This window comes from Pseudomonas sp. Q12-87, assembly GCF_001269755.1.
Lineage (GTDB): Bacteria > Pseudomonadota > Gammaproteobacteria > Pseudomonadales > Pseudomonadaceae > Aquipseudomonas > Aquipseudomonas fluorescens_S.
Map to the genome: position 1 here is coordinate 193683 of NZ_LHVI01000014.1, position 22083 is coordinate 215765.

The 22083-nt window shown below is 61.8% G+C and carries 19 protein-coding genes; 13 read left to right on the forward strand and 6 right to left on the reverse strand.

Translation table 11 applies throughout. From position 1 onward, the window contains the following. Window positions 1-66 precede the first annotated feature (66 nt). Window positions 67-1473, forward strand: coding sequence for a saccharopine dehydrogenase C-terminal domain-containing protein (locus tag AD663_RS10075; RefSeq protein WP_053213647.1), 1407 nt, complete (start codon window positions 67-69; stop codon window positions 1471-1473). A gap of 157 nt (window positions 1474-1630) precedes the next feature. Further along, on the forward strand, window positions 1631-2650 hold the full coding sequence (locus AD663_RS10080) for a hypothetical protein (RefSeq protein WP_053213648.1): 1020 nt from the start codon (window positions 1631-1633) through the stop codon (window positions 2648-2650). A gap of 10 nt (window positions 2651-2660) precedes the next feature. Here AD663_RS10080 and AD663_RS10085 read toward each other — a convergent pair whose 3' ends face one another. Next, window positions 2661-2855, reverse strand: coding sequence for a hypothetical protein (locus tag AD663_RS10085; protein ID WP_003180386.1), 195 nt, complete (start codon window positions 2853-2855; stop codon window positions 2661-2663). A gap of 136 nt (window positions 2856-2991) precedes the next feature. Here AD663_RS10085 and glsB point away from each other — a divergent pair, with 136 nt between their 5' ends. After that, the gene (glsB, locus tag AD663_RS10090) at window positions 2992-3900 is read left to right on the forward strand and encodes a glutaminase B (RefSeq protein ID WP_003180388.1); all 909 of its coding nucleotides are present in this window, start codon (window positions 2992-2994) and stop codon (window positions 3898-3900) included. A 58-nt stretch (window positions 3901-3958) separates the two neighbouring features. On the opposite strand, the gene AD663_RS10095 is transcribed toward glsB, so the two are convergent. Continuing rightward, the gene (locus AD663_RS10095; protein WP_053213649.1) at window positions 3959-4288 is read right to left on the reverse strand and encodes a hypothetical protein; all 330 of its coding nucleotides are present in this window, start codon (window positions 4286-4288) and stop codon (window positions 3959-3961) included. A 547-nt stretch (window positions 4289-4835) separates the two neighbouring features. Next, a complete protein-coding gene (locus tag AD663_RS10100; protein WP_053213650.1) occupies window positions 4836-6782 on the reverse strand; it encodes a DNA topoisomerase III in 1947 nt (648 codons plus the stop codon). A 242-nt stretch (window positions 6783-7024) separates the two neighbouring features. Between AD663_RS10100 and AD663_RS10105 the strand changes: the two genes are divergently transcribed. Further along, on the forward strand, window positions 7025-7432 hold the full coding sequence (locus AD663_RS10105; RefSeq protein ID WP_003180394.1) for a response regulator: 408 nt from the start codon (window positions 7025-7027) through the stop codon (window positions 7430-7432). 140 nt (window positions 7433-7572) lie between these two features. On the opposite strand, the gene AD663_RS10110 is transcribed toward AD663_RS10105, so the two are convergent. Next, the gene (locus AD663_RS10110) at window positions 7573-9195 is read right to left on the reverse strand and encodes an MFS transporter (protein WP_003180397.1); all 1623 of its coding nucleotides are present in this window, start codon (window positions 9193-9195) and stop codon (window positions 7573-7575) included. Between the two features lie 207 nt (window positions 9196-9402). Further along, on the reverse strand, window positions 9403-11046 hold the full coding sequence (locus tag AD663_RS10115) for a GMC family oxidoreductase (RefSeq protein WP_053213651.1): 1644 nt from the start codon (window positions 11044-11046) through the stop codon (window positions 9403-9405). 128 nt (window positions 11047-11174) lie between these two features. Here AD663_RS10115 and AD663_RS10120 point away from each other — a divergent pair, with 128 nt between their 5' ends. The 4 genes from AD663_RS10120 to AD663_RS10135 all read left to right on the forward strand — a co-directional run bounded on the left by AD663_RS10120 (window position 11175) and on the right by AD663_RS10135 (window position 15275). After that, on the forward strand, window positions 11175-12059 hold the full coding sequence (locus AD663_RS10120) for a LysR family transcriptional regulator (protein WP_003180400.1): 885 nt from the start codon (window positions 11175-11177) through the stop codon (window positions 12057-12059). Between the two features lie 149 nt (window positions 12060-12208). Further along, window positions 12209-12580, forward strand: a complete 372-nt coding sequence (locus AD663_RS10125) for a cytochrome c5 family protein (RefSeq protein ID WP_053213652.1) — start codon at window positions 12209-12211, stop codon at window positions 12578-12580. 62 nt (window positions 12581-12642) lie between these two features. Beyond that, entirely contained in the window at window positions 12643-13992 is a 1350-nt protein-coding gene (locus tag AD663_RS10130; RefSeq protein WP_172680596.1) for a D-arabinono-1,4-lactone oxidase, read from the forward strand. Further along, complete coding sequence (locus AD663_RS10135) at window positions 13992-15275, forward strand: DSD1 family PLP-dependent enzyme (RefSeq protein ID WP_053213654.1); 1284 nt, start codon at window positions 13992-13994, stop codon at window positions 15273-15275. The genes AD663_RS10130 and AD663_RS10135 overlap by 1 nt, the downstream gene beginning before the upstream one ends. Before the next feature lie 53 nt (window positions 15276-15328). Here AD663_RS10135 and AD663_RS10140 read toward each other — a convergent pair whose 3' ends face one another. Then, window positions 15329-16273, reverse strand: a complete 945-nt coding sequence (locus AD663_RS10140) for a transporter (protein ID WP_003180407.1) — start codon at window positions 16271-16273, stop codon at window positions 15329-15331. Window positions 16274-16478: 205 nt separating this feature from the next. Here AD663_RS10140 and AD663_RS10145 point away from each other — a divergent pair, with 205 nt between their 5' ends. From AD663_RS10145 to AD663_RS10165, 5 genes are all read left to right on the forward strand, one after another. Continuing rightward, entirely contained in the window at window positions 16479-17522 is a 1044-nt protein-coding gene (locus AD663_RS10145) for an AraC family transcriptional regulator (RefSeq protein WP_003180409.1), read from the forward strand. A gap of 84 nt (window positions 17523-17606) precedes the next feature. Beyond that, window positions 17607-18359 carry a GntR family transcriptional regulator gene (locus AD663_RS10150; RefSeq protein ID WP_003180411.1) on the forward strand — a complete coding sequence of 251 codons (753 nt, stop codon included), beginning with the start codon at window positions 17607-17609 and terminating at the stop codon, window positions 18357-18359. Continuing rightward, window positions 18356-20101 (forward strand): fumarate reductase/succinate dehydrogenase flavoprotein subunit, encoded by a 1746-nt coding sequence (locus AD663_RS10155; RefSeq protein WP_053213655.1) that lies wholly within the window; start codon window positions 18356-18358, stop codon window positions 20099-20101. The genes AD663_RS10150 and AD663_RS10155 overlap by 4 nt, the downstream gene beginning before the upstream one ends. Before the next feature lie 24 nt (window positions 20102-20125). Beyond that, window positions 20126-20371: a ferredoxin family protein gene (locus AD663_RS10160; protein ID WP_053213656.1), complete on the forward strand. Its 246-nt coding sequence runs from the start codon at window positions 20126-20128 to the stop codon at window positions 20369-20371. A gap of 238 nt (window positions 20372-20609) precedes the next feature. Further along, window positions 20610-22016 carry an ABC transporter substrate-binding protein gene (locus AD663_RS10165; RefSeq protein WP_053213657.1) on the forward strand — a complete coding sequence of 469 codons (1407 nt, stop codon included), beginning with the start codon at window positions 20610-20612 and terminating at the stop codon, window positions 22014-22016. Window positions 22017-22083 lie beyond the last annotated feature (67 nt).

Sequence of the window (22083 nt, forward strand, 5' to 3'; positions counted from 1 at the left end):
TGTGACCAACACCTGCGCCGGTCGGTTTTACAGCGTGATCAATCCGTCTCTCCAAGGAGAGAACACATGGCACAGCGAATACCGTTCACCGGCCATCTGATTGTCATCGGCTTTGGCTCCATCGCCCGGGCCACCTTGCCATTACTGTTGGGCCAGGATCACATCCCGGTCAGGCAGATCACCGTGATCGCACCGGTGATCGAACAGCAGATCTGGTTCAAGGATCGGGGCATTCGCTTCGTGCGCAAGGCATTGACCGAGCCTACCTTTGCCAAAATCCTGGACCGCTTCGTCAAGCCTGGAGATTTCATCGTCAACCTCTCGGTGGAGGTCAGCTCGCTGGCGTTGATGGCGTATGCCTGCGACAAGGGCGCGCTGTACCTCGACACGTGCGTGGAACCTTGGGCGGGCGGCTACAGCGACCCACAACTGAGCTTGTCGCGCCGCACCAATTACGCGTTGCGCTACCAAGTCCTGGACCTGCGCAAAAAACTCGGCAGAGGCCCCACCGCCGTCGTGGCCCACGGGGCAAATCCAGGCCTGATAACGCACCTGCTCAAGGCCGGCCTGGTGGAACTGGCGATGCAACTGGATCATCCGTTGCCACAACAGCGCGCAGGCGTGGATTGGGCCCGCCTGTGCATGCAGACAGGCATCAAGGTGATTCATTTTGCCGAGCGTGATACCCAGCGTTCCCTGCGCCTCAAGCAGGACGATGAGTTCGTCAACACCTGGTCGGTGGAAGGGTTCATCAGCGAGGGGAGCCAACCAGCGGAACTGGGCTGGGGCACTCACGAACGCCGTTGGCCATCGTCTGCCCAGCGGCATCGCTTCGGCACACGCAACGCCATCTATCTGGAACGCCCAAGCGCCAGCGTGCGGATCAAGACGTGGACGCCAATAGGCGGACCGTGCCTGGGACTGATGATCACCCATCATGAAACGGCTTCGACCGCCGATCTGCTGACGGTGAAAGAGCGGCAGAAGCTGATCTATCGACCCACGCTGCACTACGCCTACCATCCGTGCAACGACGCGCTGCTATCGATTCACGAACTGATCGGCCGCGGCTGGCAGCCCCAAGGCCAGCAACGCATCCTCAACGACGAAATCGACAGTGGCGGCATCGATGCGCTGGGTGTGTTGTTGATGGGCCATGGCCTGAATGCCTTTTGGTATGGATCGGTGCTGAGCATCGACGAGGCCCGGGCCCTGGTGCCATTCAACAACGCCACCAGCCTGCAGGTGGCGGCGGGGGTGTTGTCGGGAATCGTGTGGGCGGTGGAGCATCCGGATCGCGGCATCGTCGAACCGGAGCAGATGGATTACGAACGGGTGCTGGAAGTGGCCAGGCCTTACCTTGGCACCTTGATAGGCCAGCAAACCGATTGGACGCCGGTGGGGGCCTTGCATGAGCCATCCCGGGACGGTGCGGCAGATGCCTGGCAATTCGAGCATTTCACCCTGTTCTGAAGGCGTCGCGGTATTACCGGCTGACACGAAGGCACCCAGCGATGAAGCCCCTTGTGTGAGCGAGCTTGCTCCCACAGGGTTTTGTGTTTAGGCCGGTTGCGGTTTTTCGCGGCCTATACTCAACCAAGGGGTGACATGAATCCGGGGTGGCGCGATTGTGCTGCGTTCGCTGATGTTGGCTGTCTTGCTCGTTCTGGCGGGGTGCGCCACGCCACAGCGCGGTCAACAGGCAGCGACGGTGGCGGTTTCCCAGGACACCTGGCGACAGGTCGACCGGCAGATCATCGCCGCTTCGAAAAGCGCCCTGGAGCAGACCGGCGTCTATGCTCGCGGTTCGATGGAGCATTGGCGGGTGCTGGTGTACGAGCGCACCGAGGCTGAGTTCATTCCCTGGTTCAGCAGCTACTGGACGCAGGAGTGGCTGGCGATGAAGGTCGGCTGGTATTCCGCCAGTGCCAAGGGCGCGGAGGACTCTTCGGCCCGGCGACTGGCGGTTTACCTCCAGGAGCAATATCGCGACCAGGTGCTGGAGCCCGTGGCGGTGGAGATCGACCCCGAGGCAATCAGGGCCAGTGCGACGGATTATTACGTGCGCCTGGTCAATCAGCAGGTCCAGGTCATCGCCCAGCGGCATCGAATCCCCATTGAATGGATCAATCGGCGCCTGCACGCCATTCCGGCCATCAACCTGGGTCCGCCGGCGACGCGCAATGCTTCGTTGTACGAGGTGGTCCATACCGAACCATTGAACACGTTGCCGGCGTACGCCGCGCTGATTGACCACGTCAACAAGGCCGCCGCCACCGGTTCGGGGCCATCGGACGCGGTGATTGCCACAGTGGCCCAGCGCACCAGCGAGAAGATCGAAGGGCAGTTCGCCACGCGAGGGGCGGCAGGTGCAGCGGCGGCCGTGGCCGGGAAGGCGGCGGGAGCGCTGATTTCTGTGGGCGTGGCAGGCGTTCGCGCGATCATCCACGAAGGCGAGCGCCCGGAAATGGAGGCACAGATCCGCAAAAGCCTGAGCGCCGCGTTCGACGAGGCCTGGTTCAAATCGCTCAAGCATCCCCTCAGCGGGGTGATGGCGCCGGTGTACTACCTGGACGAGGAAATCGAGGGCAACCTGGTGGAAACGGAGCTGGCGAATCGGGCAGTGGTGTTGCCACAGATCGAGCCGTGACGGTGCTGGCTCATTCCGACCCGAGGGTGACGCGGCAGCCCTTGCGGCGGCGGATCTGTTCGTCGGTAGGGCGTTCCCTGACGAATTCAAAACGCGGCTCGCCTTCGCTGTAGACCACCAGCCATCCCCATTCCAGCTCACTTTCATCCTGTCCCGGCCTGGGCGGCGAGGCCCACCAGGGTTCTTTTTGCACGATTTGACGCATGGTGTTCCTCCTGCGGTTTGATCCTTTTCACTATAGCCCGCTCGATTTAAAGACTCAGTGTGCTCTGATCCCGTCCATCAGCGTCTAGCGTCTGTATCCCCGCACTCGAACGGGGAATGACTGGACCCCTGCGCATATGCAAGCACTGTTGAATGAGATCCTCGATGCGGTTCGCCCCCTGATAGGTCAGGGCAAGGTGGCCGATTACATTCCTGCCCTGGGCACCGTGGCGCCCAATCAGCTGGGCATTGCCGTGTACGGCAACGACGGCGAGATGTATTGCGCAGGCGACGCCGATACGGCGTTTTCGGTGCAGAGTATTTCCAAAGTGTTCAGCCTGGTGCAGGCCATCGGGCATTCCGGCGAAGCGATTTGGGAGCGTCTGGGTCATGAGCCGTCTGGCCAGCCCTTCAATTCCCTGGTACAGCTGGAATTCGAGCGGGGGCGACCACGCAACCCGTTCATCAACGCCGGCGCGTTGGTGATTTGCGACATCAACCAGTCGCGTTTCGCCGCTCCGGCGTTGTCGATGCGCGATTTCGTACGCCGCCTGTCGGGTAATCCCCAGGTGATGGTGGACGGCAAGGTCGCCGAGTCGGAATACCAGCACCGCGCCCGCAACGCTGCGATGGCTTACCTGATGCAGTCGTTCGGCAACTTTCATAACGACGTCGAAGCGGTACTGCGCAGCTATTTCAGCCATTGTGCCCTGAGGATGAGCTGCATCGACCTGGCCCGGGCGTTCTGCTTCCTGGCCAACGACGGATTCTGCAAGCACAGTGGCGAACAAATCCTGAGCGCCCGCCAGACCCAGCAGGTCAACTCCATCATGGCCACCAGCGGGCTCTATGACGAGGCGGGCAATTTTGCCTATCGCGTGGGCCTGCCCGGCAAGAGCGGCGTGGGCGGCGGGATTGTCGCCGTGGTGCCGGGGCGCTTCACGGTGTGCGTCTGGTCGCCGGAGCTCAACGTGGCCGGCAACTCCCTGGCCGGCATGGCGGCGCTGGAACTGCTCAGCCAGCGGATCGGCTGGTCGGTGTTCTAGATTCCACGAAAAAGGGCCCGTTCCTGTTGAGGAACGGGCCCTTTTTATTCAAGTGGAATCAGCAGAGGCGGTCGATGACCCGCACTGGCGAGGTGGCCTGCATCGACTCCCACGCCTGGGTCAGCGTTTGCAGGACGCGTCCCATGAAGTCCTTGTCCGCGGCGGCCTTCTTGCCAACGTAGCCTTGGCCGCGACGGTACATCTTCAGCCGGGCACACAGGGCTTGCGTGTTCCTTTCGAACTCTTCTTCCTGGGTGTACGGCGACAAGCAGTCCATATGCACCTGGCCAGTCTTGCTGATCCACAGGATATGGCTGTCGAGGGTGTCCTTGTGTGCTGCGAACATGCGAGCCAGTTCATCAATAGATGGTTGATTATTCAGATTCATGTGTAAGCCCCTTGACCATTTGGTTGATCTGTCTGGTGGTTCGCAAAAACTTCGCTTCTCGGTAAGTGCCTGCCTGCTACCGAAACCAGGCCGTCAGCGTTCGTCTGTCGAACTTAGACAGGGTCATGCATCGGTTGTGTAGTGTTATCGAAGGGCTGCTACGCAAATGCGCTACAACGAAGAGAAACAGCGAAGAATCTTCTACCAGTGTCAACTCTCGAGGGGTCGACCACGTGCGTCATGAGGATTGATCGCCAGCGTTTCTCGTCCTTGTTACCGGACGGTCAGGCCAGGTCAGCACCTTCAATCTGCCTTGTGGGCAGTCCCTTATCCAAAAAAACAGCTCGGCGGTCAGACGAGCTTGCTCAAACAGTTGCCTGTACTCCCGATCGGGGAGACGTCTTCATCATGCAAGGGCAAACCGGAGGCGTCAACGGTTTTGTAGTGATTATTTTTGGTCACTACATATTGTCGGACAAAATGGTTTGGGTATGAGGATTCCGGTCAAGCCCCATTGATATGGCGTTCATGCTAGGACTGATTTTGCTCAGGTCGCCTTGGCCTTGCTTGCTTTACGCGGTGTACCGGCAGCCTTGCGCTTGGCCGGTTTGCGTTTGTTCTTCCACGGTGTAGCGCCGCGACCGGCGGGGCTGGCGGGGCCGCTGATGGTCAGGCTCATGCCTTGGCAGCGGGCGATGTGCTTGCTCATCCAGGCCGCTTGCCGGGTCACGAATTCTTCCAGGCTCATTTCACCGCTTTGCACCATGTCCAGCGCCTGTTCCCAAATGGCGGTGGTGCCCGGGTCGGCGATGGCGCGGGGCACGGCATCGATCAGGCTGAAGGCCGCCGGGGTGGCTGACAACGCCTTGCCGTTTTTCACCAGGTAACCCCGGTCGAGCAGCCCCTGGATAATCGAGGCCCGGGTCGCTTCGGTGCCGATGCCGGTGGTGTCCTTGAGCTTTTGCTTGAGCAGCGGATCGTCCACCAACTTGGCGACGTTCTTCATTGCCTTGATCAGGTCGCCTTCGGTGAAGGGTTTCGGGGGCTGGGTCCACAGGTCCTTGGGTTTCACCTCGTCCACGGCACAATCACGCCCCTCGGTCAGCGCCGGAAGGGTTTGCGGCACGGGCGCCTCGCGGCCTTTTGTCGGCGCCAACGCTTCGGGCAATGCGCGTTTCCAGCCCGGCTCGACGATCTGCTTGCCCACGGCACGCAGCGCCTGGCCGGCACAGTCGAAGTCGGCCTGGGTCCGGTCGTATTCATGATTGGGCAGGAATTGCGCCAGGTAGCGCGCACGAATCAGCGTATACACGGCGCGCTGCTTGCCCGCGAGTTTGTCGAGGTTCTTCGCGGCAGCGGTGGGAATGATGCCGTGGTGGGCACTGACCTTGGCGTCGTTCCAGGCCCGGGATTTGCGCTGCGGCTGCAAATGTTCGCGCAGCGGTGCAAGGCTTGGGTCAGCCTGGGCGAGGGCGGCGAGGATGGCCGGGGCTTCGCTGTGCTGGCTCAACGGCAGGAAACCGCAATCGCTGCGTGGATAGGTGATCAACTTGTAGGTTTCGTAGAGCGACTGGGCAATGTCCAGCGTCTCCTGGGCGCCGAGGCCGAGCTTCTTCGAGCAGACCTCCTGCAGCGTGCCCAGGTCGAACGGCAGTGGCGCCGCTTCGCGCAGGCGCTCGGTGCGCACTTTCAACGCCCGGGCGGTGGCAGCGTTGCCCATGGCCTGGGCAGCGTCCCGGGCGAGGGCCTGGTTCAGGCAGCGTTCCTGGTCGTCGCAGGCATCCGGGTCGGCGCGCCACTGGGCCATGAACGCCGTGCCGTCATGGCTCAGTTGCACGTCGATGGCCCAGTAGGCGACCGGCACGAAGTCGGCAATGCTGCGGTCGCGATCCACCACCAGCCGCAACGTGGGCGTCTGCACCCGGCCAACCGGCAACACGCCCTGATAACCGGACTGGCGCCCCAGCAAGGTGAACAGGCGACTCATGTTCATGCCGATCAGCCAGTCGGCCCGGGAGCGACCCAGGGCGGAGTGATAGAGGTTGAACGTCTCCGCCCCCGGCTTGAGGGCGGCCAGGGCCTTGCGGATCGACGCTTCGTCCAGTGCCGACAACCAGAGTCGCTGGATCGGCCCGCGATAGCGGCAATGCTCCACCAGTTCCCGGGCGATCATTTCGCCTTCACGGTCGGCGTCGGTGGCGATCACCAATGCCTTCGCTTCCCCCAGCAAACGCTTGACCGCCTTGTATTGGCTGGCGGTTTTTGGCTTGACGGTCATTTTCCATTGCGCCGGCACGATAGGCAGGTCAGCCAGCACCCAGCGCTTGTAGCGCGGGTCGTAGGCGTCGGGCGGCGCGGTTTCCAGCAGATGGCCGATGCACCAGGTAACCGTGACGTTCGGGCCCAGCCAGCAACCATCGCCACGACGCGTGGCGCCGAGCACGGCTGCGATGTCCTTGGCCTGGGACGGTTTTTCACACAGGTACAGCTGCATAGCGCCGTTTCTCTCAGCGGTTTTCTTGGGGCCTAGCATGGTCATGGTTGCGCGCCGGAGCAAGTTTTATCTGTATGGATATACAGATGAAAACGTTGCCCTGCGTTGCGGCGGATATCTCCGGGGCCGCATTCAGGCGATCCGTAGGCAAGCAGAATGAATTTCTCGCAAGGGGATCGCTCATAACTTGCAGAGCGGTACAAACCGCAAGAGAAGTTAATGGGGCCAAGGAGAGTCACTTAATGAATTCGATGCCAAACGGCAACGGACAGGCGACCACACGTTTGATCCTCGTCGTTGAAGATGATCCAACGATCCTGGAATTCCTCTGTGAAATCCTGGAAGACGAGGGATTTGTCGTCGAGCCACGGGAAAGCGCAGATGCGGCGCTGACGTTTCTCGAAGAAAGCGCCGATTACGTCGACCTGTTGCTGACCGATATCACCATGCCGGGCCTGATAAATGGTGCGGACCTGGCCAACCTGACCGGCGACCGCTGGCCGCAGATACCCTTATTGATCATGTCCGGTTTCGAAACGCCGGAAAGCGCCGGGATCAAGCATCACGCTTCGTTCATCGCCAAGCCTTGGGCGTTGGGGCAGATGCTGGATCTGGTGGAGAGCACGGTGAAGGATCACTCGGTTCATTGAGAGACTTGGCAGACAGCCTGTGGCGAGGGAGCTCGCTCCCGCTCGGTTGCGCTGCGACCGCCAGAGGGGCCTGCTTCGCAGTCCAGCGGGAGCAAGCTCCCTCGCCACGGGAGGATCAGGTTCCGCAGGGTTAATTACCCTCAGTTCTTATCCAAGTCCACATTCCGCGTTTCCCGCAGGCAGAACATGCCCACTACGAGGCTCACGCCGGTAATCACCACCGGGTACCAAAGCCCATAGAAAATATCGCCGGTGTAGACCACCAGAGCGAACGACACGGTGGGCAGGAAACCGCCGAACCAGCCGTTGCCGATGTGGTAGGGCAGGGACATGGAGGTGTAGCGGATCCGCGTCGGGAACAGTTCAACCATGAGCGCTGCCAGTGGGCCGTAGCACATGGCCGAAATGATGATCAGCGCCACGATCAAGGCGACGATCATCGGCCGATTGATCTGCTGGGCGTCGGCCTTCTGCGGATAGCCGGCCAGGGTCACGGCGCCGCGCAGGGCCGCTTCGTCATAGCCTTCGAGTTTCACGTCACCGACGCTGACCTGCACTGTGCTGCCGGTCGGGGCTGCGACGCTGCTGTAGGGCAGGCCTTGCTTGACCAGGAACGTCTTGACCTTGTCGCAAGGGCTGTCGAAACGTGCCTTGCCCACCGGGTCGAACTGGAAGGTGCAGGTGGCCGGGTCGGCAACCACAGTGATAGGCGCCTGACGGCTCGCCAGGTCGATGGCCGGGTTGGCATAGTGGGCCAGGGTCTTGAAGATCGGAAAGTAGAGCGCCGTCGCCAGCAGCAGGCCGATCATCAGCACGGGTTTGCGTCCGACCTTGTCCGAGAGCCAGCCAAAGAAGATGAAAAACGGTGCGCCGATCACCACGCTGACGATCAGCAAACTGTTGGCCAGGGCCGGGTCCATCTTCAGGAACTGGGTCAGGAAAAACAGCACATAGAACTGCGCAGCGTAGAACGTCACCGCTTGGCCTGCGTTGATGCTGAACAGGGCGATCAACACCACTTTCAGGTTTTCCCATTTGCCGAAGGACTCGCGGATCGGTGCCTTGCAGCACTTGCCTTCTTCTTTCATTTTCACGAAGGACGGCGATTCATGCAGGCTCAGGCGGATCCAGGTGGAGATGCCCAGGAGCAGGATCGACAGCAGGAACGGAATGCGCCAGCCCCAGACTTCGAATTGATCGCCGGTGAAGTAGCGGCAGCCCAGCACCACCAGCAGCGAGAGCAATAACCCGAGGGTGGCCGTGGATTGAATCCAGCTGGTATGAAAGCCGCGCTTGCCTATCGGGGCATGTTCGGCGACATAAGTGGCGGCACCGCCATACTCACCGCCCAGGGCCAGGCCCTGGAGCATGCGCAGCAGCACGAGGATGATCGGCGCGGCGATGCCGATGCTGGCGTAGTTGGGCAGCAGGCCGACGCAGAACGTCGCCAGGCCCATCAACACGATGGTGGCCAGGAACGTGTATTTGCGCCCGATCATGTCGCCCAACCGTCCGAACACCAGTGCACCGAACGGTCGCACGATGAAGCCGGCGGCGAATGCCATCAGGGCGAAGATAAACGCCGTGGTGTCATTGACCCCGGCAAAGAACTGTTTGCTGATGACCGCCGCCAGAGCGCCGTAGAGAAAAAAGTCGTACCACTCGAACACCGTCCCCAGGGAGGAGGCGAAGATGACTTTCTGGGTTTCCTGGCTGGTGCCTGCGCTACGCGTGGCTTCCAGGGGCTGAACGTGTTCAGACATAGCACTATCCCTCACAGTGATTGTTTTTGTTGTTCCACTGCCGACGCCGGTAGGGCGTCTTCTGCTTTGATGCGTTCCTTGAATCGACACGTTTTTTCCCTGTGGGAGCGGGCTTGCTCGCGAAGGCGGTGTGTCATCCACCATAAAAGGTGGCCGTATGATTGCATTCGCGAGCAAGCCCGCTCCCACAGGAGGCTGACTTGTTCTTCAGACCGCGGCAGGTACTTTTTCGATGCTGGTGTTCCTCGTGGCTGGGTTGAGGATCATCTGCGCCGCTTTCTCGGCAATCATCAATGTCGGCGAGCAAGTGTTGCCCGAGGTGATGCGCGGCATGATCGAGGCGTCGGCGATGCGCAGGCCCCTGATGCCATGGACGCGCAATTGCGCATCCACCACCGCGTCGCGGTCCTGGCCCATGCGGCAGGTGCCGACCGGGTGGAAAATCGTCGTGCCGATGCGGGCGGCGGCCTGGTGCAGTTCCTCTTCGGTCTGCAGGCTGGGGCCCGGCAGGTATTCCACTGGGTTGAAGCTGCCCAGGGCCGGGGCCGCGACGATGCGCCGGGTCAGGCGGATGGCGTCGGCGGCGACCCGCAAGTCTTCGGGGTGGCTCAGGTAGTTGGGTTGGATCAGTGGTGCTTCGTGCGGATCGGCGGAGCGGATGTCTACCCGGCCTCGACTTTGCGGACGCAGGTCGCACACCGATGCGGTGAACGCTGGAAAGCTGTGCAGTGGTTCGCCAAAACGCTCCAGGGACAATGGTTGGACGTGGTACTCCAGGTTGGCGCGGGTCTGTTCCGGGCCCGAGCGGGCGAACGCACCGAGTTGGCTTGGCGCCATCGACAATGGGCCGCTGCGGTCGTACAAGTAGCGCAGGCCCATGCCCATCTTGCCCCACAAGGTGCCGGCGATCTGGTTCAGGGTCCGGGCGTTTTCCAATTGATAGATCAACCGCAGTTGCAAGTGATCCTGCAGGTTGCCGCCGACGCCGGGCAGCTCATGAACCACGCCGATACCCAGGCGCTGGAGCAGGTTGCGCGGGCCAATCCCGGAGCGCTGCAGGATTGTCGGCGAGCCAACGGCGCCAGCGCACAGGACGATTTCCTTGCGGGCCTTGAAGGTCATGCCTTTGCCTTGCCAGCGAGCGCTGACGGCGTGGGCCCGGTCGTCACGCAACAGCACGCGATCCACTTCGACGTCGGTCAATACGGTCAGGTTGGCGCGGTTGCGAATCGGTTTGAGAAAGGCCTTGGCCGCGTTCCAGCGCACGCCGGCCTTCTGGTTGACCTGGAAGTAGCCGCAGCCTTCATTGTCACCGCCGTTGAAATCGTCGACGTTGGGAAGACCGCTCTGTTCGGCGGCGGTACGGAACGCATCGAGGATCGGCCATGACAGGCGCTGGCGTTCGACCCGCCATTCGCCGGCGGCACCATGGAGTTCGGAGTCTCCGGCGAAGTGGTTCTCGCTCTGCCGGAACAGTGGCAGCACGTCATTCCAGGCCCAGCCGGGGTTGCCTTCGGCGGCCCAGCCATCGTAGTCCGCGGCCTGGCCGCGCATGTAGATCATGCCGTTGATGGACGAGCAACCGCCCAACACCTTGCCGCGAGGGTAGCTCAGGGCGCGCCCTTGCAGGCCGGGTTGCGCCTCGGTCTTGAAGCACCAGTCGGTGCGCGGGTTGCCGATGCAGAACAGGTAGCCGACCGGGATATGAATCCACGGATAGTTATCGCGCCCGCCGGCTTCGAGCAGCAGCACTCGATGCTGTGGGTTGGCCGAAAGCCGGTTGGCCAGCAGGCACCCGGCCGGGCCGGCACCCACGATCACGTAATCGTATTCATCGACGACAGGTTGCATTCGCGACCTCATTTATTGTTCTTGTGGGTCCATCCTAGTTGTTAGTTTTCGTTAAAAGAATGTTAGTTTTTGCGCAGCCGCTGTGCGTTTATAAACAGTCCCGCCCAAGAGGAATGCAAGGATGGCCCATGTTTGACTGGAATGACCTGCGCTATTTCCTGGAGCTGCAACGCAGCGGCCGTCTGCTAACGGCGGCGCGGCGGCTGAACACCACTCACGCTACGGTGGCCAGGCACATCGAAGCCATCGAGAAAAGCCTGGGTACGGCGCTGTTCGTCCAGCATGCCCAAGGCTATGAATTGACCCCTGCCGGCGAGGCGTTGCTCAAGCACGCCGAGGCCATGGAAAACGTGGCATTGCTGGCCCAGGAGGACATCACCCAGTCCAGCGCGCCCCTGGGCAAGATCCGCCTGGGGGTGACCGAAGGGCTGGGCATCATGTTCCTCGCCAGCCGCATGGATGGGCTGTTCCAGCGTTATCCGGGGTTGGAAGTGGAGCTGGTGGCGGTGCCACGCTTTGTCAGTATCCTCAACCGTGAGGCGGAAATCAGCATTCACCTCGAACGCCCGTCGGCCGACCTGCTGGTGACCCGCAAGCTCACCGACTACAGCCTGGCGCTGTACACCAGCCAGGCCTACCTGGACCGCTCGCCACCCTTGCGGAACCGGGAAGACCTGGCCCGTCACGCCTGGATCGGCTACGTCGATGACCTGCTGTTCAGCCAGGAACTGATGTTCCTCAACAGCTTTTGCCGCAACCCCCGGGTGGTGTTCCACAGCACCAGCGTCATCGCCCAGCAACAAGCCGCGCGCTCAGGTTTGGGGATCGCCGTATTGCCTTGCTTCATGGCCAGCGGCGATCCGGCGCTGGTGCCTTTGTTGCCAGACGAAACCATCCGCCGCAGCTATTGGATCAGCACCCGCCGCGAACTGCATAAATCCGTACGGTTGCGGGTGCTGTGGGATTACGTGGTGCAGTTGTGTGAGCGGGAGCAGGGGCTGCTGATCCCCTGATCTCGGTAAATTGGGTACAAGGCCTGGCCGCCCAAGCCCCCTTTTATGGCCCCCAATGCCCTCAAGCCGATGCCCTGACGTGCCTTAGTGTGGGAACTGCCAGACCCACAACAAAAAAGGCGCAACCATCGCGCTGCCAAGAGGGCTTTATGTCGGCAACCACGTCTTCCATCCTGCTTCACTGCGCCACCTTTGTGCTGCTCGGTTCGCTGCTCGCTGGTTGCGGCGAGGAAGCCAAGCCTCCCGCGGCCACGGTATTCACGGCCATGCCCGCGGACGCAGCGTTGGCCCAGGTCTACGACAGCAGTTGCAAGCTCTGCCACGCCAACCCCGGCGCCGGGGCGCCGTTGACCGGCGATACAAATGCCTGGGCGCCGCGCGTGGCCCAGGGCGCCGACACCCTGTTGGACCACGCAATCAATGGCTACAACGGCATGCCTCCGATGGGGCTGTGCATGCACTGTTCCGAGGAGCAGTTCGTGGCGCTGATCGCCTTCATGTCCGGCCAACCGATCCAGTGACCAGCGGGGACTACAGCATGACGATGGATTTCTCACGGCGCCGGCTGCTGCAAGGGGCCGGCATGCTCGCAGCTTTTACCGCGCTGGGCAGCCAGGGCGCCCTGGCCGAGTTGATGCGCGCGCCGCGACTGATTCCCTGGCGCAACTGGTCGGGGGCACAGAGTTGCTTGCCAGCCGCTCGCCTGGCACCCAAGGATCTCGACGAACTGGTGCAAGTGGTGATGCGGGCCGAGGGGCGGATTCGTCCGGTGGGTTCCGGGCATTCCTTCAGCGCGTTGGTGCCCACTGACGGGACGTTGCTGTCGCTGAGTTTTTTCAGCGGCCTGCTGGACCACGACGCGGCCAGCCTGCAGGCCGAGTTCGGCGGCGGCACGCCCATGTCGCGCATGGGCCCGGCGCTCAAGGCCATCGGCCAGGCGCTGCCGAACATGGCCGACGTGGATTACCAGACCCTGGCCGGCGCCATCGCCACCTCGACCCACGGTACCGGCAAGGCGTTCGGCTCGTATGCCTCGCAAGTGGTCGGCCTGCAGTTGGTAACGGCCAGTGGCGAGGTGCTCGATTGCGATGCCAAGCGCCACCCCGAAGTATTCCTGGCCGGTCGGGTGTCCCTCGGCGCGCTGGGCCTGGTGACGCGCGTCCGCTTGCAGAACCGTCCGGCTTATCGGCTGCGTGAACGCCAATGGGTGGCCAAAACCGAAGAGCTGCTCGAGGACGTCGAAAGCAACACCCGTGACAATCAGCACTGGGAGATGCAGGTCGTTACCCATTCCGACTATGCGCTGTCGATAGCCCTGAACGAAACCACGGATCCGGCCACGCCGCCGATCAGCCCCGAAGAGGAGGGCGGCAACGAATTCGTCAGCTTGATCGAGAATCTCGACAAGTACGGCAGCGATTTTCCCGCCGCCCGCCGAGCACTGCTCAACAGCTTGCGGCTGCTGGCCAGTTTCGATGATCGGGTCGGTGATTCCCATGACATCTACGCCAACTCCCGCACCGTGCGCTTCAACGAGATGGAATATTCGGTGCCAGCCGAATGGGGGCCCGCGTGCCTGCGTGAGATCCTCGCGTTGATTCGCGACAAGGATCTGCGCACCTGGTTTCCCATCGAATACCGCTATGTGAAGGCCGACGATATTGCCCTGAGCATGTTTGAAGGCCGGGACAGTTGCTCGATCTCCGTGCACCAGCACTATCAGATGGATCATCACAATTTCTTCGCGGCCATCGAGCCGATTTTCTGGAAATACCAGGGCCGTCCACATTGGGGAAAGTTGCATTCCCTCAACGCCAAGGCGCTACAGACGCTCTATCCGCGCTGGGCTGAATTTACCCAGGTGCGCCAGGCATTGGACCCTGCGGGCAAGTTCCTCAACGGGCATCTTTCATCGATTCTGGGGGTGAGCTGATGGGCTTCAATCGTCGTGGTTTCCTGAGGGGTACGCTGGGCGCGGGGGTCTTGCTTGCTGGCGCCGGCGCCTGGTTTCGGCCTGATGACCTGGGAGGGCCGTACAGCGATTATTTCCGCCAGTTGAACCGCGAACTCAAGGCCAACGGCCCCATGCGTCCGGTGATGGTGGTGGACCTGGATCGTCTGGACCACAACATCGACGTGGTGACGGCCTCGGTCCGGCGCACCGGCAAGCAACTGCGCCTGGTGGAAAAATCATTGCCGTCGCCCGGGCTGCTGCACTACATCGCCCAGCGGGCCGAGACCCGACGGTTGATGTCGTTCCACCAGCCGTTTCTCAATCACGACGCGGTGCAGTTTCCCGAGGCCGATATCCTGTTGGGCAAGCCCTTGCCGGTGCGCTCTGCCGAGTTGTTCTATCAACGCCACAAGGGGCCGTTCGATCCGTCGCGGCAATTGCAGTGGCTGCTGGACACGCCCGAACGGCTTGAGCAATACCGGGCGCTGGCCCAGAGCCTGGGGACGCGTTTGCGAGTCAATATTGAGTTGGATGTCGGCCTGCATCGCGGTGGCGTGGCCGACGACGCGGCGCTGGACGCGATGCTCAAGCAGATCCGCGCCCATCCGGCGCAGCTGGAATTCGCCGGGTTCATGGGCTACGACCCGTTCGTGGGCATGGGCGTGCCCGAACTGCTGGCCAGTCCCGAGACGCTGCTGGCCCGGGTCATGGCGATCTACAAAACCAGGGTGGACTTCGTCCGTTTGCGCTACCCCGATTTATGGCATCCGAGCCTGACCTTCAACACCGCCGGCAGCCCCAGCTATCGCCTGCATGAACGGGAAAATCTCAGCACCGAAGTGTCGGTGGGCACGGCCATGCTCAAGCCCAGCCACTATGACCTGCCGTCATTGAGCGAGCACGTGCCGGCGGCCTTTATCGCCACCCCAGTGCTGAAAAGCACCGGCGCGGTGAACATCCCGGCGCTGGATGAGCGGTCGCGGATTTTTTCCTGGTGGGATGTGAACCAACGCGCCACGTTCTTCATCTATGGCGGCAACTGGATGGCCGACTTCGAATCACCGCGCGGCTTGAAGAGCAACGGTCTTTACGGCCGCAGCTCCAACCAGGAAATGGTCAACGGTTCCGAAGCGGTGGGGCTGGCGGTGGAAGACCAGGTGTTCCTGCGACCGACCCAGACCGAGTCGGTGCTGCTGCAATTTGGCGACCTGCTGGCGGTGCGGGGCGGCAGGATTGTCGAGAGCTGGCCGGTTTATAGCTGATTCAGTCCTGCCAAGACAAAACCTGCGGTGAAACGAATGCCTGTGAAACATTTCTAGAACGCAAACGGAATACTGATCTTGGCCCACAGCATCTCGCCCTCGGTGCGGTTTTCCACGGCGAATTCCTTGGCCCAGCGGATTTCGGCGCTGGCGTACTTGAGGAAGGTCAGGTGCAACGCCGGGCCGATGGCGAAGACCTGGCCGCGCACGCCGTCGTCCACATCCTGCCCGGCGAATTGCACGGTGCGGCCGTACTGTTTGTCGTCGGTGGTCTGCTTGAGGTAATAGCCGTTTAGCCCCAGCCTCAGGTTGTCGGTCACGCGATAGCTGGCGGAATAGTCGAAGTGGAAAATCTGCCCAGAACGGTAGTCGGTGTCCTTGTTCTTGCGGTTGAAACTGTAGGTGGTTTTCATCGACACCTCGGTGTCTTCCGAGGGCAACCAGGTGAAGGAAAACAGCGGCTTGTAGGTATAGAAATTATTGCTCGTGTTGGCCAATCGATCGGTGCTGTATTCGCCGGTTGGCACGGTGATTTCCACTGCTGCGGCCAGGGTCAGGTTCTTGCCCATGTCCCAGAGCACAATGGGCGAAATGGTGGTATCGCCCATGCCCTCGCGGGTGTCGTGCAGGCCGAACACCGAGACTTCCTGCTTGATCCAGGGTTGGGCGATGTAGATCCCCGCCCGCCCGCCGGCCACCCGCAACGGGCTGAGGTAATCGATACGTGGGACCACTGCCGTGGATTCGATTTCCACGTCCGGCAGTTCACCGCCCAACGAGCTGATATTGAATTTCCGGGCTTTGTAATGGTTGTAGTAGAGGTTGAACGCGACCATGTGGTCCGGAAGGCTGTCGACTTCCAGCGGCAACACAAAAAAGCCATCGGTGCCGGGGCCGATGTTGTCGACCCCCGATTCGCTAGCCAATGCGGGCAGGGTACCGGCGCTGGCCAGGGCGAGGGTCAGTTGCAAGACATATCTGCTGCGGATCGGGTTCATGGAGGGCTCATTATTATTGTTGGAGAGGCACCGAAAGTCCGAGCCATACAAATAAGCCGTTCGCCGCTGCCGGGGCAGGGTAATGGCGGCCACGCAGGGGACTTGCGCGGCCAGATTTTTGTACCCCCTGATCTGCCGGGCCATGCTAACGTTGATGAAACAACCGGTTACAAAAACGCCTCCTAACGTGCTCCGGAACCCGCCCATGCCGATGAAAGTCGTCGATCCCACCTATGAACTGGCGCTGGTGTCGCCGTTTCTGCTGCAAACCCTGGCCGAGGTGGTGACGGACAAGGGCTTCGATGCCGCCAGCTTGTGTCGTGGCGTGGGGTTTGGCCTCGACGATTTGCAGGATCCTGCCCAGCGCATTTCCTACCGCCAGGCGGTGGCCATGATACAGCGGGCGCTCAGGCTGTTGCCCGATCAGGGACTGGGGTTGTGGGTCGGCGACCGTAACGTGCTCGGCACCCTGGGCCTGCTGGGCCACGTTGTGTCGTTATGCGAGACCCTGCGCGATGCCTTCGCCTTGGGCGTGCGTTACCAGCACACCACCGGCGGCATTGCGGTGACCAGCGTCGGAGAAACCACTGACCGAATCATGGTCGAGGCGACCTGCCGCCTGCCTTTTGCCGAGATCCAGATATTTGCGGTGGAGGAGTTTTTCGCCAGCCTCATGGTTTATGGCCGCGCGCTGGCCGGGCCCGACTTCAAGCCCCAGGCCGTGGAGTTCATGCACGCCGCGCCGTCCTATGCCCAGGAATACCTGCGGATATTGGGACCGGATGTGCGTTTTGGTTGCCGGCACAACCGCATGCTGATTGACGCGCACTGGCTGGGCGTGCGCTTGCCCAATCACCACCCGCTGGCTTTGCGCCAGGCATTGGCGTTGCTGGAGCAGGAGGCCACCGAGGTCCACCAGAAGATCGATCTGATCCAGGCCGTGGAGCGGGCGATCGCCCGGGACCTGACCCGTGGCAGCCACATCGAAAAAATCGCCGGCGATCTCAACATGAGCAGCCGCACCCTGCGCCGGCGCCTGACCGAACACAGCCTGACCTTCGAAGCCTTGCTCGAACAAGTACGCCGCAGCCGGACCCTGAACCTGCTGGCCAATCCCGAACTGTCCATCGAGCGCATCACCGAGGAAGTCGGCTACAGCGACGTGCGCAGTTTCCGCCGGGCATTCCGGCGCTGGACCGGAAAGAGCCCCAGCGCCTTTCGCAGCGAGGGCACTGAGGCTCAGCTCTAAGGTTATGTCCAAACGGTATTTCTCAAGCCCCGGGCCGTTTCCCTAAGATCACGTCATAACTCGTTATGACAAGTGAAAGGGTCCATGTCCGACAACGTTCTTTCCCTCAGCAGCGTGCCGCTGCACACCCAGCTACGCGACGTGTTGCGCTCGCGCATTCTCGACGGCCAGTACCCCCAGGGCAGCCAGATGCCCTCCGAAAGCGAGCTTGGCGCGCTGTTTCGCGTCAGCCGCATCACTGTGCGCCAGGCCCTGGGGGATCTGCAAAAAGAAGGGTTGATCTTCAAGATCCACGGCAAGGGCACGTTCGTGGCCAAGCCCAAGACCTTCCAGAACGTCAGCACGCTCCAGGGCCTGGCGGAGTCCATGACCGGCCGTGGCTTCGAGGTGATCAACCGCCTGCACAGTTTCAAGTTCATCGCTGCCGACAAGCTGGTGGCCGAGCGCTTGAAGATCACCGAAGGGGACACGGTGGCGCAGATCAAGCGGGTGCGGCTGATCAACCGAGAACCGATTTCCCTGGAGGTCACCTACCTGCCCAAGGCCCTCGGTGAGCGACTGGAAAAAGCTGACCTGGTGACCCGTGACATTTTCCTGATCCTGGAAAACGACTGCGCCTTGACCTTGGGGCACGCGGACCTGGCCATCGATGCGGTGCTGGCCGACAGCGACCTGACCCAGGCGCTGGAGGTCGAAGCCGGTTCGCCCATCATGCGCATCGAGCGCTTGACCCATGATGCCGACGGCCAGCCGTTGGACTTCGAACACCTCTATTACCGCGGCGATGCCTTCCAGTACCGCTTGCGGATCGACCGACAAAAGGGGACGCAGGCATGACCCACAGCTCCACGACTCGAAGTACCCTCGAACAGGAATACGACATTGTGGTCATCGGTGGCGGCACCGCCGGGCCCATGGCGGCAATCAAGGCCAAGGAGCGCAACCGCGACTTGCGCGTGCTGCTGGTGGACAAGGCCAACGTCAAGCGCAGCGGCGCAATCAGCATGGGCATGGACGGCTTGAACAACGCGATCATCCCCGGCCATTCCACGGCCGAGCAGTACACCAAGGAAATCACTATCGCCAATGACGGCATCGTCAACCAGGCGACGGTGTACGCCTATGCGACCCATAGCTTCGAGACGATCGAGCAGTTGGACCGGTGGGGCGTGAAGTTCGAGAAGGACGAAACCGGCGACTACGCGGTGAAGAAAGTTCACCACATGGGCGCCTACGTGCTGCCGATGCCGGAAGGGCATGACATCAAGAAAGTCCTGTACCGCCAGTTGAAGCGGGCACGGGTGAGCATCACCAATCGACTGGTCTGCACCCGCTTGCTGACCGACGACGAAGGCGCAGTGAACGGCGTGATGGGCTTCGATTGCCGCACCGCCGACTTTCATGTGATCAAGGCCAAGGCTGTCATCCTCTGCTGCGGCGCGGCGGGGCGCCTGGGCTTGCCGGCCTCTGGCTACCTGATGGGCACTTACGAAAACCCGACCAACGCCGGCGACGGCTATGCCATGGCCTACCACGCTGGTGCCGAACTGGCGAACCTGGAGTGCTTCCAGATCAATCCGTTGATCAAGGATTACAACGGCCCGGCATGCGCCTATGTCACCGGACCACTGGGCGGCTATACCGCCAACAACAAAGGTGAACGCTTCATCGAGTGCGACTACTGGAGCGGGCAGATGATGTGGGAGTTCCATCAGGAACTCGAAGGCGGCAATGGTCCGGTCTTTCTCAAGCTCGATCACCTGGCCGAAGAAACCATCCAGAACATCGAAGAGATCCTGCACAGCAACGAGCGGCCCAGTCGCGGCCAATTCCACGCCAACCGTGGCACCGACTACCGCACGCAAATGGTGGAAATGCACATCTCCGAAATCGGTTTTTGCAGCGGTCATTCGGCATCGGGCGTGTGGGTCAACGAGCGGGCCGAGACATCGGTCAAGGGGCTTTACTCGGCCGGCGACATGGCAGCGGTACCGCACAACTACATGCTCGGGGCGTTCACCTACGGCTGGTTCGCCGGCAACAATGCCGCGGACTTCGTGGCCGGGAAAGATTTTTCAACGCTGGATGCCGGGCAGATCGAACGGGAAAAGGCCCGGGTCTATGCGCCGTTGGACCGCGAGCACGGCCTGCCGCCAGCCCAGGTGGAATACAAGCTGCGGCGCTTCGTCAACGATTACCTGCAACCGCCGAAGGTCACCAAGAAAATGCAGATCGGCCTGCAACGCTTCAGCGATATCCAGCGCGACCTGGACCAGATCAAGGCCCACAACGCTCACGAATTGATGCGCGCCATGGAGGTCAGCATGATTCGCGATTGCGCCGAAATGGCCGCGCGGGCCTCGCTGTTCCGCGCTGAAAGCCGTTGGGGCCTGTACCACTATCGGGTCGATCACCCACAACGCAACGACAGCGACTGGTTCTGCCATTGCCACCTGAAGAAGGGCGACGACGGCGTGATGACCTCGTTCAAGAAAGCTGTCGAGCCCTACATCATCGCCCTCGATGCCGACGAACTGCAGGCCTACGACCGGCTGCGGGTCGGTGCCGACGCGGCGTGAGCCTTCCACCCAGAGAGACCGCCCATGGCCTATCAACCCCAGGAAATTTTTTTCCGCTCCAATGCCCCCGTCACCGTGGACGAGGACAAATGCATCGCCCACAAAGGCTGCACCGTCTGCGTCGACATCTGCCCCATGGACCTGCTGGCGATCAACCCGGCCACCCAGAAGGCCTACATGGCGTTCGATGAATGCTGGTATTGCATGCCCTGTGAAAAGGACTGCCCGACCGGGGCGGTAAAAGTCGAGATTCCGTACCTGTTGCGCTGACCGCGACACCGCATTCGCGAGCAAGCCCGCTCCCACAAGGGATCGAAGCCAGTCGCAAATCTTATGTACACCGATAAACCTGTGGGAGCCGGGCTTGCCCGCGAATGCGGCCAGTCCTGACACCCAAAAAGCCATCCGGCCGCACCCGGACGCTCTATTCAGAACACCCCTCGTTTCCCACCGTGCCCTGATCACGGCGGAGACGAATATCCAATAAATGATTCGAGGGGACACACCCATGTTATTGCGTGCAGCACTGGCCGGTCTGGTACTGGCTTCATTGACCCTGCCTGCCCAGGCAGAAACCATCCGTATCGCCATCGGCACCCAGGACACCACCATCAACTGCGCCGCCGGCGGGTTGCTGATCCGTGAGCTGGGCCTGTTGGACAAATATTTGCCCCACGACGGCGCCTACAAGGACGCCCAGTACGACGTCCAATGGAAGAACTTCACCAGCGGTGCGCCGCTGACCAACGAGATGGTCGCCGGCAAACTCGACTTTGGCGCCATGGCCGATTTCCCCGGGGCGTTCAACGGCGTGGCGTTTGAAACCGCCGGCAAGCACAGCCTGTTCATCAGCGTACTGTCGGGCAGCACCCAGGGCAGCGGCAACGGCATCGTAGTGCCCAGTGCGTCGGGCGTGCAGTCGCTGGCCGAGCTCAAGGGCAAGACCATTTCCGTGCCGTTTGCGTCCACCGCCCACGGCATGTTGTTGCGCGCCGTCGCGGCCCAGGGCTGGGACCCGCTCAAGGACGTGAACATCATTGCCCAGCCGCCGGAGGTGGCCGGCTCGGCGTTGCAGGCGGGCAAGATCGATGCCCACGCCGACTTCGTGCCGTTCGCCGAACTGTTCCCCAGCCGGGGCTTCGCCCGCAAGATCTACGACGGTGCCCAGGCCAGCACGCCGACGTTCCATGGCGCGCTGGTGGACCAGGCCTATGCGAAAAAGTACCCGGAGATCGTCGTGGCGTACCTGCGCGCGTCTATCGAGGCCAATCAATTGCTGGCCGCCGAACCTGAGAAGTACAGCGAGCTGATCGCCAAGGTCACCGGAGTGGATGCCGAGGTCAATTACCTGTTCCACGGACCGCTGGGCGTGCAGACCCGAGACCTGACCTGGAAGCCGGAATATCGCCAAGCCGTCGGCACCGCCATCGACACCCTCAAGCTGCTGAAAAAGGCTGATCGTGGCCTGGATCTCAACACCTTCATCGATGACCAGTACATCCGCGCCGCCTTCAAGGCGTCGAACCTGGATTACGCGGCGCAACTGGGCAACTACGCCCAGACGCCCCTCAACACGGCCGACGCCCTGACTGGCAAAGCCATCAGCGATTTCAGCCGTGTGGCCGAGATCTGGGTGCGCGGTGAACCGAAGGTGCGCCATTACGCCTCGGCCCAATCAGCCTTCGCCGCGCTGGCCAGCCTCAAGCAGGAAGGCAAGGGCATCCGCGCTGTCTATGCCCAGGCCAGCGACAGCGGGATCAAGCTGTTGGCCGAACAAGCGTGGTTCGCCAGTGATGCCAAGGGCCAGCTCAGCGCGTTCCTGCTCAAGGGCCAGGCCCAGCAGTTTGCTAGCGCCCAGGGCGGCAAGGTCTTGGACTTTACCGAGGCCACCACCCAGGCGGTCGCCGCCCGCTGACTTGCAAATAACCTGTGGGAGCGGGCTTGCTCGCGAAGGCGTCAGCACATTCGACATCTTTGCAGGC

Coding starts and splice junctions, on each gene's coding strand:
- AD663_RS10125 (WP_053213652.1), top strand. CDS start 12,209: ATGTCGGCAACCACGTCTTCCATCCTGCTTCACTGCGCCACCTTTGTG.
- AD663_RS10135 (WP_053213654.1), top strand. CDS start 13,992: ATGGGCTTCAATCGTCGTGGTTTCCTGAGGGGTACGCTGGGCGCGGGG.
- AD663_RS10160 (WP_053213656.1), top strand. CDS start 20,126: ATGGCCTATCAACCCCAGGAAATTTTTTTCCGCTCCAATGCCCCCGTC.
- AD663_RS10110 (WP_003180397.1), bottom strand. CDS start 9,195: ATGTCTGAACACGTTCAGCCCCTGGAAGCCACGCGTAGCGCAGGCACC.
- AD663_RS10130 (WP_172680596.1), top strand. CDS start 12,643: ATGCTCGCAGCTTTTACCGCGCTGGGCAGCCAGGGCGCCCTGGCCGAG.
- AD663_RS10140 (WP_003180407.1), bottom strand. CDS start 16,273: ATGAACCCGATCCGCAGCAGATATGTCTTGCAACTGACCCTCGCCCTG.
- AD663_RS10115 (WP_053213651.1), bottom strand. CDS start 11,046: ATGCAACCTGTCGTCGATGAATACGATTACGTGATCGTGGGTGCCGGC.
- AD663_RS10075 (WP_053213647.1), top strand. CDS start 67: ATGGCACAGCGAATACCGTTCACCGGCCATCTGATTGTCATCGGCTTT.
- AD663_RS10085 (WP_003180386.1), bottom strand. CDS start 2,855: ATGCGTCAAATCGTGCAAAAAGAACCCTGGTGGGCCTCGCCGCCCAGG.
- AD663_RS10155 (WP_053213655.1), top strand. CDS start 18,356: ATGACCCACAGCTCCACGACTCGAAGTACCCTCGAACAGGAATACGAC.
- glsB (WP_003180388.1), top strand. CDS start 2,992: ATGCAAGCACTGTTGAATGAGATCCTCGATGCGGTTCGCCCCCTGATA.
- AD663_RS10095 (WP_053213649.1), bottom strand. CDS start 4,288: ATGAATCTGAATAATCAACCATCTATTGATGAACTGGCTCGCATGTTC.
- AD663_RS10165 (WP_053213657.1), top strand. CDS start 20,610: ATGTTATTGCGTGCAGCACTGGCCGGTCTGGTACTGGCTTCATTGACC.
- AD663_RS10100 (WP_053213650.1), bottom strand. CDS start 6,782: ATGCAGCTGTACCTGTGTGAAAAACCGTCCCAGGCCAAGGACATCGCA.
- AD663_RS10150 (WP_003180411.1), top strand. CDS start 17,607: ATGTCCGACAACGTTCTTTCCCTCAGCAGCGTGCCGCTGCACACCCAG.
- AD663_RS10105 (WP_003180394.1), top strand. CDS start 7,025: ATGAATTCGATGCCAAACGGCAACGGACAGGCGACCACACGTTTGATC.
- AD663_RS10120 (WP_003180400.1), top strand. CDS start 11,175: ATGTTTGACTGGAATGACCTGCGCTATTTCCTGGAGCTGCAACGCAGC.
- AD663_RS10145 (WP_003180409.1), top strand. CDS start 16,479: ATGCCGATGAAAGTCGTCGATCCCACCTATGAACTGGCGCTGGTGTCG.